This window comes from Pseudomonas sp. NPDC007930 (assembly GCF_042958985.1).
Taxonomy (GTDB): Bacteria; Pseudomonadota; Gammaproteobacteria; order Pseudomonadales; family Pseudomonadaceae; genus Aquipseudomonas.
The window spans coordinates 16,809-31,531 of sequence record NZ_JBIBKC010000011.1 but is presented as its reverse complement, the minus strand read 5'-3'; the positions used below and the strand labels follow the sequence as shown (position 1 = coordinate 31,531).

14 protein-coding genes are annotated in these 14,723 nt (G+C 67.3%); 1 reads left to right on the top strand and 13 read right to left on the bottom strand.

Annotated elements, in window-relative coordinates; genetic code table 11:
• The first annotated feature begins 129 nt into the window (after nt 1-129).
• Nucleotides 130-1,035 carry a LysR substrate-binding domain-containing protein gene (locus ACFZCE_RS20090; protein ID WP_390942233.1) on the top strand — a complete coding sequence of 302 codons (906 nt, stop codon included), beginning with the start codon at nt 130-132 and terminating at the stop codon, nt 1,033-1,035.
• Nucleotides 1,036-1,059: 24 nt separating this feature from the next.
• Here ACFZCE_RS20090 and ACFZCE_RS20085 read toward each other — a convergent pair whose 3' ends face one another.
• From ACFZCE_RS20085 to ACFZCE_RS20025, 13 genes are all read right to left on the bottom strand, one after another.
• Nucleotides 1,060-1,302: a DUF1272 domain-containing protein gene (locus ACFZCE_RS20085; RefSeq protein ID WP_390942231.1), complete on the bottom strand. Its 243-nt coding sequence runs from the start codon at nt 1,300-1,302 to the stop codon at nt 1,060-1,062.
• 421 nt (nt 1,303-1,723) lie between these two features.
• Nucleotides 1,724-2,005, bottom strand: a complete 282-nt coding sequence (locus ACFZCE_RS20080) for a bacteriocin immunity protein (protein ID WP_390942229.1) — start codon at nt 2,003-2,005, stop codon at nt 1,724-1,726.
• Between the two features lie 255 nt (nt 2,006-2,260).
• The gene (locus tag ACFZCE_RS20075) at nt 2,261-2,515 is read right to left on the bottom strand and encodes a bacteriocin immunity protein (RefSeq protein ID WP_390942227.1); all 255 of its coding nucleotides are present in this window, start codon (nt 2,513-2,515) and stop codon (nt 2,261-2,263) included.
• A 216-nt stretch (nt 2,516-2,731) separates the two neighbouring features.
• Nucleotides 2,732-3,754, bottom strand: a complete 1,023-nt coding sequence (locus tag ACFZCE_RS20070; protein WP_390942225.1) for an alpha/beta fold hydrolase — start codon at nt 3,752-3,754, stop codon at nt 2,732-2,734.
• A 2-nt stretch (nt 3,755-3,756) separates the two neighbouring features.
• A complete protein-coding gene (locus ACFZCE_RS20065; protein ID WP_390942223.1) occupies nt 3,757-5,220 on the bottom strand; it encodes an amidase family protein in 1,464 nt (487 codons plus the stop codon).
• Nucleotides 5,220-5,423 (bottom strand): hypothetical protein, encoded by a 204-nt coding sequence (locus ACFZCE_RS20060; RefSeq protein WP_390942221.1) that lies wholly within the window; start codon nt 5,421-5,423, stop codon nt 5,220-5,222. Before ACFZCE_RS20060 ends, ACFZCE_RS20065 begins: the two co-directional genes overlap by 1 nt.
• Nucleotides 5,416-7,050 (bottom strand): GMC family oxidoreductase N-terminal domain-containing protein, encoded by a 1,635-nt coding sequence (locus ACFZCE_RS20055; protein WP_390942220.1) that lies wholly within the window; start codon nt 7,048-7,050, stop codon nt 5,416-5,418. Before ACFZCE_RS20055 ends, ACFZCE_RS20060 begins: the two co-directional genes overlap by 8 nt.
• Nucleotides 7,051-7,095: 45 nt before the next feature.
• Nucleotides 7,096-8,742 carry a dipeptide ABC transporter ATP-binding protein gene (locus ACFZCE_RS20050; protein WP_390942218.1) on the bottom strand — a complete coding sequence of 549 codons (1,647 nt, stop codon included), beginning with the start codon at nt 8,740-8,742 and terminating at the stop codon, nt 7,096-7,098.
• A 2-nt stretch (nt 8,743-8,744) separates the two neighbouring features.
• Entirely contained in the window at nt 8,745-9,584 is an 840-nt protein-coding gene (locus tag ACFZCE_RS20045) for an ABC transporter permease subunit (RefSeq protein WP_390942216.1), read from the bottom strand.
• The gene (locus tag ACFZCE_RS20040; protein WP_390942214.1) at nt 9,581-10,579 is read right to left on the bottom strand and encodes an ABC transporter permease subunit; all 999 of its coding nucleotides are present in this window, start codon (nt 10,577-10,579) and stop codon (nt 9,581-9,583) included. Before ACFZCE_RS20040 ends, ACFZCE_RS20045 begins: the two co-directional genes overlap by 4 nt.
• 58 nt (nt 10,580-10,637) lie before the next feature.
• Nucleotides 10,638-12,206, bottom strand: coding sequence for an ABC transporter substrate-binding protein (locus ACFZCE_RS20035; RefSeq protein ID WP_390942213.1), 1,569 nt, complete (start codon nt 12,204-12,206; stop codon nt 10,638-10,640).
• Nucleotides 12,207-12,368: 162 nt separating this feature from the next.
• Entirely contained in the window at nt 12,369-13,115 is a 747-nt protein-coding gene (locus ACFZCE_RS20030; protein WP_390942211.1) for a GntR family transcriptional regulator, read from the bottom strand.
• A gap of 310 nt (nt 13,116-13,425) precedes the next feature.
• On the bottom strand, nt 13,426-14,697 hold the full coding sequence (locus ACFZCE_RS20025) for an FAD-dependent oxidoreductase (RefSeq protein WP_390942209.1): 1,272 nt from the start codon (nt 14,695-14,697) through the stop codon (nt 13,426-13,428).
• Nucleotides 14,698-14,723 lie beyond the last annotated feature (26 nt).

Below are 14,723 nucleotides of genomic sequence, written 5' to 3'. Positions count from 1 at the left end.
GCCGGCTGTGCCGGATGATGGGCCTGTAACTATTGAGATAGGCTCAATCATTCGCTGAGCATTACTCATCAATTAGCCAGCGCAAAGCGCGCTACACTCGGCCAGCCCCCACCTCGGCAAAGGCCCCCCATGCAACTCAGCCGCGCCAACCTCGCTGACTTCGTCTACTTCCTCGCCATCGCCCGGCACCAGAGCTTCAGCCGCGCCGGCCAGGAGGTGGGCATCAGTGCCTCGGCGCTGAGCCACGCGATCAAGGGCCTGGAAACCCGCATCGGGGTGCGCCTGCTCAACCGCACCACCCGCAGCGTGACCCTCACCGCCGCTGGCGAAGAGCTGCACAAGGTCATCAGCGCGCCGATGCAGGAGATGGACCGCGCGGTCGAGGTGCTCAACCGGTTTCGCGACGAGCCCACCGGGCGTATTCGCCTGAACACCCCCGGCGATGCCGCCGCCTTGCTGCTGGGGCCGGTGTTGCCCGTGTTCAACGACCGTTACCCGGACATCCAGGTCGACCTGACGGTGACTAACCTGATCGTCGATGTGATCGGCGGCGGCCATGACGCTGGCATCCGTTACGGCGGCACGGTGCCCGAAGACATGATCGCCCAGCGGCTGACCCCAGACATCCGCTGGGTGGTGGCCGGCGCGCCTGGCTACCTGGCGCGCTATGGCGTGCCGGTGCACCCCAATGACCTGCATGCACACCGCTGCCTGCGCATTCGCCTGGGCAGCGGCGCGATGTACGACTGGGAGTTCGACCGGGGCGAGCAGGCCGTGGCGGTCGCCGTGCCGGGGGCGATCACCATCGACGAAACCCGGGTGGGCCTGGAGTTGCTGCGCCACGGCGCTGGGTTGATGTACGCGCCGGAGCCGACGATCACGCCGCTGGTGGCGGCGGGCGAGGTGGTCACGGTGCTGGACGATTGGGCCAGCGTGGCGCCGGGGTTTCATCTCTATTATTCCAGCCACCGCCAATTGCCGATGGGGTTGCGGCTGTTGATCGAGTTGATCCGCGAGCTCAAGCCGCTGGGCTGAGCCCGCGGCCGCCGGCGCGCGGGCTCAGGCGCTGCAGCCCTGCGGCTTGAACACCCGCTGGGTGGAGGCGGGGTTGTTCAGCAGCTTGGCCGCCGGGCGCACCGGCCGCGGCACCAGTTCACCACCGCAGTTCGGGCAGATGCCGTGCAGCACCTGCTCGGCGCAGGGCGCGCAGAAGGTGCACTCGAACGAACAGATGCGCGCCAGCGGCGAGGCCGGCGGCAGGTCGCAGTCACAGCATTCACAGCCGGGGCGGAGTTCTAGCATGGCGGCTCATCCTTAAGGGGGGTGGGGCAAGCGTACTATGGAAACTCGCGCCAGGGCTAATGGCCCTTCGCCCGGCACCGCCGGCTGTGCCGTAATGCTGTTCACTTAAGCCATTTCACGGCTTTACGGAAGAGATCAATCTGTGAGCTCTGCTGATTTTGTGCATGAGCTTCAGGGCCCATCGCCCGGCACAGCCGGCCTCCCACGGGCTCTGTGTTGCCTTGTAAATCAAGCACTAACACAAGTCTGGTGGGAGGCCGGCTGTGCCGGGCGAAGGGCCAGTCAGGTCATGCGCTCAGTAAAACCATTTGAAGAAATCAGGGCTTTTTAACCCCGATTTATCGCTCTGATTGCTTAAGTGAACAGCATTACGGCTGTGCCGGGCGAGGGGTCCTGCGACCCAACAAATGCCCAGCCTGAATCAACCCACCTTGAAGCCCGGAAGGCCATTCGCCGCCCGCCACTGTTTAACCTCTTCCAGCACCCCTTGCGGGCTGTCATCCACGCCGTCGGCAGGGTAGAAGATCAAGTCTGAACCGCTGGGGTGACCCGTGATGGCTTCGAAGTGGTCCACTAACTGGCTGAGGTACTTTTCCAGAGCAGCCCCTCTCAGATCATTGGTGTCCTCGAAGAACTCCTTGAGTAAGTTCAGGAATTCGGCTTCGGTATACTCAGCGATCTGTGTTTTCACTTGCAAGCTCATGACGTTTCCTGGCGACTCACCCCTCACCCGGCTGTGCCGTAATGCTGTTCACTTAAGCCATTTCACGGCTTTACGGAAGAGATCAATCTGTGAGCTCTGCTGATTTTGTGCATGAGCTTCAGGGCCCATCGCCCGGCACAGCCGGCCTCCCACGGGCTCTGTGTTGCCTTGTAAATCAAGCACTAACACAAGTCTGGTGGGAGGCCGGCTGTGCCGGGCGAGGGGGCCTGCGACCCAACAAATGCCCAGCCTGAATCAACCCGCCTTGAAGCCCGGAAGGCCATTCGCCGCCCGCCACGCTTTCACGGTTTGAGTGATGCCCTCAGGCGAATCATCGGCACCTGCGCTGGGGTAGTAGAGCAGGTCCGTGCCCGCCGGATGCTGAGCCAGCCGCAGCCATTGATCCAGCCGTTCATCCCGTTCGTGTTCAGATGTGCAGCGGCCGATGGCGCGTACCAACTCAATGAATTCTGCTTCGGTGTATTCCGAGATACCGGCCTGCTGTGCCATTGCCTTCTCCCTTCGGGGGATTTCTCCCCCGTTGCAAACATTGAGGCGCAAGCGTATTCACCCAGCCGCGTGAGGTATGTAGGACGAATCCGAAGCTAGGCGCTGAAAAGTCTGCAAATGGCGGCCCTCAACACAAAAAAAACCGCCCCGGGGGGCGGCATAAGGCGCGCAGCCTGCGCAAGACAAACCAGGCTGCGCGGGGCTTGCTCTTGGCGCTCAGCGCGCCAGCAGTGCCTTGACCTCTTGCTCGATCAGGGCGTGGTCCTGGGGTTGCAGGCTGGCCACCGGGTTACCGGCGCGGTGGCCCCAGATCGACGGGATCGGTTGCAGGCGGGCGTGGCGCAGGTGGGGCAGTTCGAGGGCGTTGTCCTGCACCTGGAAGTACAGGTCGTGGTCGCCGGGCATCAGCAATACCTGCGCCGTGATCGCCCCCAGCGCGGCGGCCAGGTCGCCGTGGTACAGGGTGTTGGCGCTGATGTCGGCGTGGCGCCAGGTCCAGAACATCGCCAGCAGGTCGTGGGCGTCGCGCTTGGAGAAGTGCCCCTCCCAGTTCGTCACCATGAAGTCTTCCAGCGAGCTGGCGCCCAGTTCGCGCCAGCGCTCTTCGCGGTAGAAGGTTTGCGACAGCGCCCAGCCGGCGTAGATGCGCCCCATCGCGCGCAGGCCGCGCACCGGGGTGGCGTTGAAGGCGCCGTCCTGCCAGTGCGGGTCGGCCTTCAGCGCGGCTTCTACGCCCTGGATGAACACGCTGTTGTGCGGCGCGCAGCGGGCGGCGCCGCAGAGCACGGCGACCCGCGCCACCGCGCTGGGGAACAGCGCTGCCCAGTGGTAGGCCTGCATCGCGCCCATCGAATAGCCGTACACCAGCGCCACCTGGTCGATCCCCCACAGCTCGGCGAGCATGCGTTTTTGCACCTGCACCGCGTCATAGCAGGTGATGTGCGGGTAGCGGTCGCCGGTGTACGGCCACGGCGTGTTCGACGGTGAGCTCGACAGGCCGTTGCCGAACAGGTTGGGGATGACGATGAAGTACCGCTCGGGGTCGAGCGCGCCGCCGGGCTGGATGCGGTGCTCCAGGTCGCTGTGCTGGGCGCCGTAGGAGGTGGGGTAGACGATCACGTTGTCGCGCTGCGGGTTCAGCCTGCCGTAGGTTTTGTAGGCCAGCTTGAGGTCGCGAAAGGTCAAGCCAGACTGCAATACAACGTTGCCCGCGGCGAAGGTACCGGTGCTGGTGTGCATGTTTAGCCTCCTGTGTGGCCTGCGCTGGCCAGCAGCGCGGCGGTGGGGGAATGCCGGTGCCAGCCGGTGCGGGCCTGGTAGGCGGCGCCGACGCGGTACAGCAGCCGTTCGGAAAACGGCCGGCCCATCAGTTGCAAACCCACCGGCATGCCCGCCGGGGTGAAGCCGCAGGGCAGGGCCAGGGCGGGAATGCCGAGCATGTTGGCCGGGCGCGTGAGCCGGGTGATTTCATCGAGGGTGCGCATCATCGCCGGGCCGCCGCTGACGTCGACCTCGCTGAGCGCCGGGGTGTGCATGGCCAGCACCGGCGCCAGCAGCAGGTCGCAGCGGCCGAACACTTCGGCGGCGAAGCGTTGCACGGCCAGGCCGCGGTAGCGCAGGGCATCGGTGTAGTCCTGGGCGCTGGCGCCCAGCGCCACTTCCATGCGCCCGCGAGTTTGCGCACTCAGCGGCGCGCTCGGGTCTTGCAGGTGGCGCCCGTGCAGGCTGAGCACATCGCCCCAGTTCAGCAGCACCGCGGCGGCGTTGAGGCCGTCGAGGCTGTTGGGCATTTTCACCGTGACCAACTGCGCGCCGGCCGCCTCCAGTTGCGCGGCGGCCTGTTCGATCAAGCGCTCGATGACAGGTGCCAGGCCACGGTCGAAGTAGCCCCGCGGCAGGCCGATGCGCAGCCCGGCCAGGCTGCCGCCCTCGGCGCCGGCGCGGGCCGCGGCCAGGTAACCGCCGCGTGGCAGGCTGGCGAACGGCAGGCAGGCCGGGTCGCTGTTGTCGTTGCCGGCGATCAGGTCGAGCAGGTGGGCGTTGTCGAGCACGCTGCGGGTCAGCGGGCCCACGGTATCGAGGTTGGCCGACAGCGGCATGCAGCCGGAGCGCGGCACCAGCCCGTAGGTGGTTTTCAGCCCGGTGATGCCGCACAGCGCCGCCGGCATGCGCACCGAGCCGGCGGTGTCTGAGCCGAGGGTGGCGAAGGCGCTGCGGGTGGCCACCGCGATCGCCGCGCCCGACGACGACCCGCCGCTGATGCACTGCGGGTTCCACGGGTTGCGCGCATCGCCATAGAAGGCGTTCTGCCCGGTGGGGCCGTAGGCGAACTCGGTCATGTTGAGGGTGCCCAGGCACACCGCGCCGGCGGCGTCGAGGCGCTGCACCACGGTGGCGGTGCTGCTCGCCCGCCACTGTTGGCGCAGCGCCGAGCCGCAGGTGCTGACCTGGCCACGGCGGTAGAACATGTCTTTCAGGGCAATCGGGATGCCGCTGAGCGCGCCAGCGCTCGGCTCGCGGTCGGCCTGGCGCGCCGCCGCCAGCGCGGCCTCGCGCTGCAGGTCGATAAAGGCGTTGCACAGCGGCTGCACGGCTTCGGCGCGCTGCAACGCGGCGGCGGCGAGGTCATGGCTTGACAGGGTGCCGGCCTGCAGCAGCGGGCGCACCTGCAGCAGGTCGAGGTCCAGCGCTTGGGTGGCGTCCATCACGGGTACTCCACGTAACGGCAGGCCCACAGGGCAGCCTCAAAGGTGGCCGGGGTGTCCAGCTCCAGCTCCGCCCGCAGCGGCGCGAAGGCTTCCAGGCGCGCCGCGACGGCCTCGGCGATCTGCGCCGGGCGTTCGGCGGCCAGGGGGATGCCGGCGCGCTCGGCGGCGCGGCGGATGTCGTCGGTCAAGCGGTCAGGCATGGCGGTGGTGCTCCGTCAAAGGTGCCTTGCCGAGGATCAGGTCGGCGGCTTTTTCGCCGATCATCATGCTGGCGGCACAGGTATTGGCCGAGGGCGTACGCGGGATCACCGAGGCATCGGCGATGCGCAGGCCGCGCAGGCCATGCACGCGCAGCTCGGCATCGACCACCGCCATCGGGTCACTGGCAGGGCCCATTTTAGAAGTCCCGACCAGGTGCTGCGCGGAACCGCCATAACGGCTGGCGAAGGCCAGCAGCTCGGCGTCGCTCTGGGCCTGGTCGCCCGGCAGCACCTCGCCGTCGAAGAACCCCGCCAGCGCCGGGGTGCGCAGCAGTGCGCGGGCCTGGCGGATGCCGGCGAGCAGCACGCGGCGGTCTTCGCTGTCGCGCAGGTAATCGCCGACGATCCGCGGCGGCTGGGCCGGGTCGAGGCTTTGCGCGTGCACGCTGCCGCGGCCGTTGGGGCGGTGCTGCCACACGCCCACGGTCATCCCGGGGAAGCTGTCGAGCTGGCCGATGGCGCCTTCACGGTAGCTGGCCGGGGTGAACACCCCTTGCAGGTCAGGGCGCGCCTGGGCCGGGTCAGTGGAGGCGAACCAGTGCACGATCGACGGGCTTACCGCCAGCAGGCTAGGGCGGTTGAACAGCCAGCGCAGCACCTCGCGCCACAGCCGCGGCCCACGGGCAATCTCGTTGATGGTGGCGCAGCCCTTGACCTTCGCCACCACCCGTACCGAGTAGTGGTCGCCGAGGTTCTCGCCCACCCCGGGCAGGGCATGCTGCAATGGCACGCCGAGGCTGGCCAGGTGCTGCGGCGCGCCGATGCCAGACAACTCGAGCAGCTTCGGGGTGTTCAGGGTGCCGCTGCTGAGGATCACCTCGCGCCGCGCCAGCACGCTGTGGCGCTGGCCCTTGCACAGGTACTCAACGCCGGTGGCCTGGCCGCGGTCGAGCAGCACCCGGCAGGCCTGGGCCTGGGTGCGCACCACCAGGTTGGCGCGTTGGCGCGCCGGGCGCAGGTAGGCGCGGGCGGTGCTGGAGCGCCAGCGTTTGCCGATGGTGCGCTGGAAGTAACCCACCCCGGCCTGGCGCTCGCCGTTGTAGTCGTGGTTGCGCGGCACGCCGCTGTGGCTGGCGCCTTCGATAAAGGCCTCGCACACCGGGTGCCGCCATTGCAGCGGCGACACCGCCAGCGGCCCGTCGCTGCCGTGGTAGCGCGGGTCGACGGCGCCGAGGTTGCCTTCGCTGCGGCGAAAATACGGCAGCACCTCTGCGTAGCTCCAGCCGGGGTTGCCGGCGGCGGCCCAGTCGTCGTAGTCCTCGGCCTGGCCACGGTTGTAGATCAAGCCGTTGATCGAGGTGGTGCCGCCGAGGGTGCGGCCCTGGGGCAGGTTGATGCGCCGGCCCTGGGTGTGTTCGCTCGGTTCGGCGCTGAACTGCCAGGTCCAGCGTGGGTTGTTGATCACCTTGATGAAGCCGGCCGGGATGTGCAGCCAGGGCGAGCGGTCTGGCTCGCCGGCTTCGAGCAGGCACACCGTGACCGAAGGGTTTTCGCTCAGGCGGCTGGCGAGGATGGCGCCGGCCGCGCCGGCCCCCACCACTACGTAGTCATAGATATCGGTTGGCACTTGGGTGTACTCGAAAAGGGCCCGGCCGCGCGGCCGGACCTGCGGTTAGTCAGCGGCGTTCGCCAGGGCTTCGCGGCGCGCATCCCAGGCCTTGCCTGGCATGGCGGCGAGCAGTTCGCGGGTGTAGGCCTGTTGCGGGTGCTCAAGGATTTGCCCCGGCTCGCCGTACTCCACCAGCCGGCCGCGGTGCATCACGCCGATGCGGTGGCAGATCTTCGCCGCCACGCGCAGGTCGTGGGTGATGAACACCATGGCCACGCCGAGCCGTTGCTGGATGCCCTGCAACAGTTGCAGCACCTGCGCCTGCACCGAAACATCCAGCGCCGACACCGACTCGTCGGCAACGATCAGCTCCGGCTCCAGCGCCAGGGCGCGGGCGATCCCCACGCGCTGGCGCTGGCCGCCGGAAAACTCGTTCGGGTAGCGCTCCATGGCCGCCTCGGGCAGCTCCACCAGGCGCAACAGTTCACGCGCCTTGCGCTGTGCCTCGGCCGGCGCCACGCCGGCGGCGATCGGCCCGTCGGTGAGGATGCGGCCTACGGTGTGGCGCGGGTTCAGCGAGGCGAACGGGTCCTGGAAGATCATCTGGATCTTCGGCCGCAGCGGGCGGAACTCGGCCTGGCTCAACGGCGCGATGTCCTGGCCGTTGAACAGCATCTGCCCGCCGTCGATGCCCTGCAGCTTGAGCAGGCAACGGCCGATCGAGCTTTTGCCCGAGCCCGACTCACCGACGATGCCCAGGGTTTCGCCACGGCCAAGGCTGAAGCTAACGCCATCGACCGCATGCACCACCCGCGCCTGGCGTTTGAACCAGCCGCTGGCGCTGGCGTAGGTTTTACGCAGGTCGCGCACCTCCAGCAGCGGCTGCGGGCTGGCCAGCGCGGCGGCTTCGGCGCGGCCCTGGGGCACCGCCGCAATCAACCGCTGGGTGTAGGGGTGGCGCGGCGCATCGAGCACTTGCTCGGCGCTGCCTTGCTCCACCAGCAGGCCCTTTTCCATCACCGCGATGCGGTCGGCGATGTCGGCGACCACGCCGAAGTCATGGGTGATGAACATCACGCCCATGCCCATGCGCGCCTGCAAGGATTTGATCAGGGCAAGGATCTGCGCCTGGGTGGTGACGTCGAGCGCGGTGGTCGGCTCGTCGGCGATCAGGATGTCGGGCTCCAGCGCCAGCGCCATGGCGATCATCACCCGCTGGCGTTGCCCGCCAGACAACCGGAACGGGTAGGCGTGCTGCAGGCTGGGTGGGTCGGGCAGGCCCACCCGCTCCAGCAACTCGAGCACCCGCTGTTGGCGCTGTTCGCCGGGGTAGAGCTTGTGGGTGTCCATCACTTCGGCGATTTGCGCGCCGACCTTCATGGTCGGGTTCAGCGCCGACATCGGCTCCTGGAAGATCATCCCGATGCGCCGCCCGCGCAGGGCCAGCAGGCTGCTTTCGCTGGCCTGCAGCAGGTCTTGGCCAGCGAAGAGGATGCTGCCCTGTTCGGGCTTCAGGTAGTCGGGCAACAGGCCCATGATCGCGTTGGCGCTGATCGACTTGCCTGAGCCGGATTCGCCGACGATGCAGAGGATTTCGCCACGCTGCAGGTCGAACGAGACGTTCTGCACCGCATAGGCGCGGTCGGCCTTGCCGGGCAGGCGCACGCTGAGGTTACGCACGCTCAGCAGGGGGGAGGGTTGCTCGCTCATGCTTATTCTCCGCGGCGGCGCAGTTGGGGGTTGAGGGCATCGGACAGCCCCTCGCCGATCAGGTTGATGGCCAGCACCGTGAGCAGGATGGCCAGCCCCGGCAGGATGCTCATCCACGGGGCTTCGCGCAGCAGGGTGCGCGCGGCGCCGATCATGAAGCCCCAGCTCATCATGTTGCGGTCGCCCAGGCCGAGGAACGACAGCGCCGACTCGGTGAGGATCGCTGTGGCCACCATCAGCGAGGCGGTGATGATGATCGAGCCCATGGCGTTGGGCAGGATCTGGGTGAAGATGATCCGCAGCGGGCGCAGGCCGATCACCACCGCCGCCTGCACGAATTCACGTTGGCGCAGGGACAGAAACTCGCTGCGCACCAGCCGCGCCACCGGCGGCCACGAGACCAGCGCGATGGCGCCGACGATGGAGTAGATCGACGGCGTGAAGATCGCCACCAGCACCACCGCCATGGCCAGTTGTGGGATGGTCTGGAAGAACTCGGTCACGCGCATCAGCAGGTCGTCGAGCCAGCCGCCGTGGTAACCGGCCAGCGCGCCGATGGCCACGCCCAGCAGCACCGCCACGGCGGTGGAGACCAGGCTCACCAGCAGCGACACCTGGGCGCCATAGGCCATGCCGGCGGCAACGTCGCGGCCGAGCATGTCGGTGCCGAGCGGGAAGGCTGGGTCTTCGAAGGGCGTGAGCAGCGGTTGGCCGGCCATCATCCACGGCGAGGTGTCGAACAGCAGCGGCGCGGTGGCGGCCACCAGCACCACCAGCAGGAACATCAGCAGGCCCGCGACGGCACCGCGGTTCTTGAGAAAACGCAGGCAAAAAGCTTTCATTGGCCGGCCCCCTGGAACTGGATACGCGGGTCGACCAGGCGGTAGGCCAGGTCGGTGAGCAGGTTGAACACCACCACCATCGCGGAGGTGACCAGGAATACCCCGAGCAGCAACTGGTAGTCACGCTGCATGAGGGCGTCGAACATCAGCCGGCCGATGCCCGGCCAGCCGAACACGGTTTCGGTCAGCACCGCGCCGCCGGCCATCTGCCCGAGCTGGATGCCCGAGAAGGTCACCACCGGCAGCAGCGCGTTGCGCAGCACGTGCCGGCGGATCACCCGCGAGGCCGGCACGCCCTTGGCGCGGGCGGTCTTGACGAAGTCCATGCCCATCACGTCGAGCATAGAGCCGCGGGTCAGGCGCACGTACATGGCCATGTAGAAGGTGCCCAGGGTCAGCGCCGGCAGCACCAGGTGCAGGCCCACGTCGCGCAGGTAGGCCCAGCCGTGCAGGTCGAGCCCCACGGTTTGCATGCCGAACGCCGGCAGCCAGTCGAGGTACACCGAGAACAGAATGATCGCCAGCAGCGACAACCAGAACAGCGGTGTGGCGTAGAGCACCAGCGCGCCGGCCACGATCAGGCTGTCGAGCCAGCGGCGGCGCCCGGTGTAACGGGTTTTGGCGGCCAGCACGCCGAGCAGCACGCCAGCCAGCACCGAGAAGACGAAGGCCGCGCCCATCAGCAGCAGGGTCGCCGGCAGGCGGTCGAGAATCAGCTCCAGCACCGGCACTTTCATCCGGTAGGAGAACCCCCAGTCGAACTGCACCACGCCCTTGATGTACGTGTACAGCTGCAGCAGCAGGGGTTGGTCGAGGCCGAACTGCTCACGCAGCCGCGCCACGTAGGTCGGGTCGCTGGCGCCGGCTTCGCCGGCCATGATCGAGGCCGGGTCGCCGGGGGCCAGGCGGATCAGAAAGAAGTTCACCACCACCACCGCCAGGACCACGCCCAGCGCCTTGGCGAGTTTTGCCAATACATCGATAAAGGTTTTCAACGTTGCTTACCTTCAAGGCTGCAGCCCCGGCCTATCGCGCCGGGGCTGGCACGGGTACTCAGGGCTCGACGGTGACCGACTCGAAGTTCGAGTTGGTGCCCACGCCCGAGGTGATCAGGTTCTTCACGCTGTGCTTGTACAGCGTGACGTTCTGGTTCTCGAACAGGTAACCGTTGGCCACCTCATCGACCAGCACCTTCTGCACTTGGCTGTACAACGCCTGGCGCTGGGCCGGGTCGATGCTGGAGGCGGCGCGGGCGAACAGGTCGTCAACCGTGGGGTTGTTGTAGCCCTCGTTGTTGACGAACGGCGAACCCTTGACGATGTTGCTGCTGACGAACAGGCGCGACACGCCGATGGCCGGGTCGCCGAACTGGTCGGTGAAGTGGAAGGTCAGGTCGAAGTCGAAGTTGGCCACGCGCTGGGCCCAGCCGCCGGCGTCGGTGGCCTCGATGTCGACCTTGAAGCCCAACTGCTGCAGCGACTGGCGGGTGTATTCGGCCAGGCGGCTCCAGGCCGAGCCATAGGGGTAGTCGAGGATCTTCACCGGGTACTGGCTGACGTCCACCCCGGATTCGGCGATCAGCGCCTTGGCCTTTTTCAGGTCGAAGGCATAGGCCGGCACATTCGGGTCGTAGAACTGGGTGGTCGAGGAAATCGGCCCGGTGGCGACCTTGCCGATGCCGAAGAAGATGTTCTTGACGATGAAGTCGCGGTTCAGCGCGTGCATCACCGCCTGGCGCACCTTCACGTTATCGAACGGTGGCTTGCGCTCGTTCATCACCAGCGAGGTGAGGGTCGAGTACATCTCGGTGCCCTGGGTGGTTTTTTCCACGCCGTCGATCTTCTCCAGGCGTTTCACGTCGACGTAGTCGACGTCGCCGCCGCGCAGCACCTGCACGTCGCCCTTCTCGAAGGCCACCGCGCGCGAGGCGGAGTCCGGGATCACGTTGAACACGATCTTGTCGAGCTTGGGCAGCCCGGCTTTCCAGTAGTGCGGGTTCTTCACCAGGATGATGCTCGAGCCACGGTCCCACTTCTCGAACATGAACGGCCCGGTGCCGACCGGGTGCTGGTTGGCCGGGGCGCTGGCGAAGTCGGTGCCTTCGTAGAGGTGCTTGGGCACGATCACGATGTTGTCGGTGCCAAACAGCGAAATGAACGGCGCGAAGGGTTCCTTCAGGGTGAACACCACGGTGTTCGGCGCGCTGGCGCTGACCGAGGCCAGGTACTTGTTGAGGATCGGCCGCACCCGTGGGTGCACCTTGCGCAGGAACTGGTCGACGCTGAACACCACGTCGTCGGCGCTGAACGGCTTGCCGTCATGCCATTGCACGTTGTCTTGCAGGGTGAAGGTGTAGGTCAGGCCGTCGGGCGAAATGCTCCAGGCCTTGGCCAGGCCCGGTTGTGGCTTGAGGTCTGCACCATAGGTGAGCAGGCCTTCGTAGATTTTGCTGGCCACGTACTGCACCGGTGCCTGGCCGTTGAGGCCCAGCACCAGGATCGGCGGCTCGGGTTGCACGATGGCGTTCAGCGTGCCGGCGGCGTGGGCCGTGCCCAGCAGCGCGCCAGACAGCGCCAGGGCCGCTCCCCAGCGGCGGGCGTGGATCGAAAAACGTTGCGTCATACAGGCTCCTGACACTGGGCCACGAAGGTTGGCTCAGCGATTGCTAGTGGCAAAGGGCAGGGGATGAAGCAAAGGTCCAGTGGCTGGACCACTGGAGCGTTAAAAAAACGCCGGTGACGGCCAGCGTTCTTAACGTAGGGCGTGCCTATGGTGGCACTTTTTTTACAGTCCTTCGTTTTGAAAATCCTGGCGCAGCCTGCGCCGGGTTTCAACGATGTGTTCACGCATGGCCCGTTTGGCCTCGCTGGGGTCGCGCGAGAGAATCGCCTCGACCACATCGCTGTGTTCATGCTCGGCGTGTTCCCACGCCGTGCGGGTGACGATGTGCTGTTCGAGCTTGTTGAACATCACGCTTTCGTCGTGGATGTCCCACAGGTGCCGCACGGTCAGGGCCATCGCCGCGTTGCCGGTGGCCTCGCCGATGGCCAGGTGAAACAGCCGGTTGTGCAGCCGCGGCGTGGGCGAGCCTTCCATGGCCCGGGCGGCGGCCTCGATGGCGCGCATTTGTTCTTCGCTGGCGTTGCTGGCGGCCATCGCCGCGGCTTCCGGCTCGACCATCAACTGCACCTGCAGCAGCTCGAAGGCGCCGACGTCCTTGTGCGCCGGGTGAGTGCCGGAGGCCTGGATGTCTGCCGTGGGCGACAACTGGCCCGACTGCGGCGCGCCCCCTGGGGGAATGTCGCGCACATAGACGCCGATGCCAACCCGCACTTCGACCCGGCCTTCCATCTCCAGCGCGATCAGCGCCTCGCGCACCGAGGTACGGCTGACCGCCAACTGCTCGGCCAGCTCACGCTCCGACGGCAGCCGGGTGCCGGGCGGAAAATCACCGGCGGCGATGCGTTCGCTGATCTGGTTGGCGATCACCCGGTACAGGCGCGACACGGTGACAGGTTCGAAAGTGCTCATGGGGGTAGGGCAACTAGATGTCCAGTGGTTGGACCAGATGGTACGGGTTATGTGGGGGAAGTCAAGGGCTCATCGCCCGGCACAGCCGGAGTGTTGTTCACTTAAGCAATCAGAGCGCTAAATTGAGGGTGTAAGGCCCTTATTTCTTCAAAGGGTTTTACTTAGCGCATGACCTGACTGGCCCATCGCCCGGCGCAGCCGGCCTCCCACCAGATTAGTGCAAGCACTTGATTTACGAGGCCACACAGAACCCGTGGGAGGCCGTGGTCCGGCACTCCGGCTGTGCCGGGCGATGGGCCCTCAAACCCGGCTAAAACCGCCCCAGCCGATACCGCGCCAGCTCAGGCCCGGGCCCGTTCGCCTCGATGCTGGCGATGATCTCCGCGGTTGCCGCCGCCTGGGTCAGCCCCAGGTGCTGGTGCCCGAAGGCCAGCAATACCTTGCCGCCACAGGCCTGGTCGAGCACCGGCAGCGAGTCGGGCAGCGACGGCCGAAAACCCATCCACGGCGTTGCGCCCTCGCTGTTGAGCTCGCGGGTGAACAGCCCCTGGCTGAGCCGCTGCAGGTTCCACGCCCGTTGCAGGTTGGGTGGCCGCCGCAGCCCGGCGAACTCCACGGTGCCGGCCAGGCGCAGGCCGCCCTGCAGCGGGGTCATGATGAACTTGCGCTCGAACGACGTGGCGGCGAACGGCAGGCGCCCGGCCTCGTGGGGCAGCATCAGGTGGTAGCCGCGCTCGGTGTCCAGCGGCACGCGCACGCCGGTCAGTTGCTCGGTGAGGGCACGGGAATGCGCGCCGCAGGCCAGCAGCAGCTTGCGTGCCTGCAGCGTGGCGCCTTCGGCGGTGCTCAGCAGCACCCCGCTGGGGTTCAACTGCGCGCCGCTCACCTTGGCCTGCGCGAAGCGCGCGCCGCCGCGCTCGGCCGCTTGCCACAGCGCCTGCACCACCTGGTGTGGGTCAATGAAGTGCCCGGTGGCGGGAAAGAACAACCCGCCCAGCAGGTGCTCCGCCAGCGCCGGCGCCGCCTCGCGCAACTGCGCCGCGCTCCACGGCTCGACCGCCACTTGCTGCGCCTGCAGCCGCGCCATCAGGGCATGCAGGGCGGGCAGCGATGCCGCGCGCTCGTACATCAATACCGACCCTTGCTGGCGCAACAGCGGCGCCTGGCCGATGCTCGCCAGCAGGCGCTGCCAGGCGCCGAGGCTGCGCTCGTTGAGCGCGCGGATGCCGGCCACGCTATTGGCGTAAGGGCCTGGGCGCAGGTTCAGCAGCAGCCGGGCGAACCACGGCAGCGCCTGCGGCAGGTAGCGCCAGTCAAGGCGCAGCGGCCCGAGCGGGTCGAGCAGCATGGCCGGCACGCGCTTGAGGATCGACGCTTCGGCAATCGGCAACACCTGTTCGGTGGCCAGGTGGCTGGCGTTGCCGTAGGAGGCGCCCATGCCCGGCGGCTGCGGGTCGAACACCTGCACGCGCAGGCCGCGCTGGGTGAACAGGGTGGCGCAGGCCACGCCGATCACCCCGGCGCCGACGATGGCGACATCGATCGGTTGCGCCGGGCTGCCCGGCGGCTGAATGCTCGGCATCGATCACCTCTTGCAGAGTGGGGGGC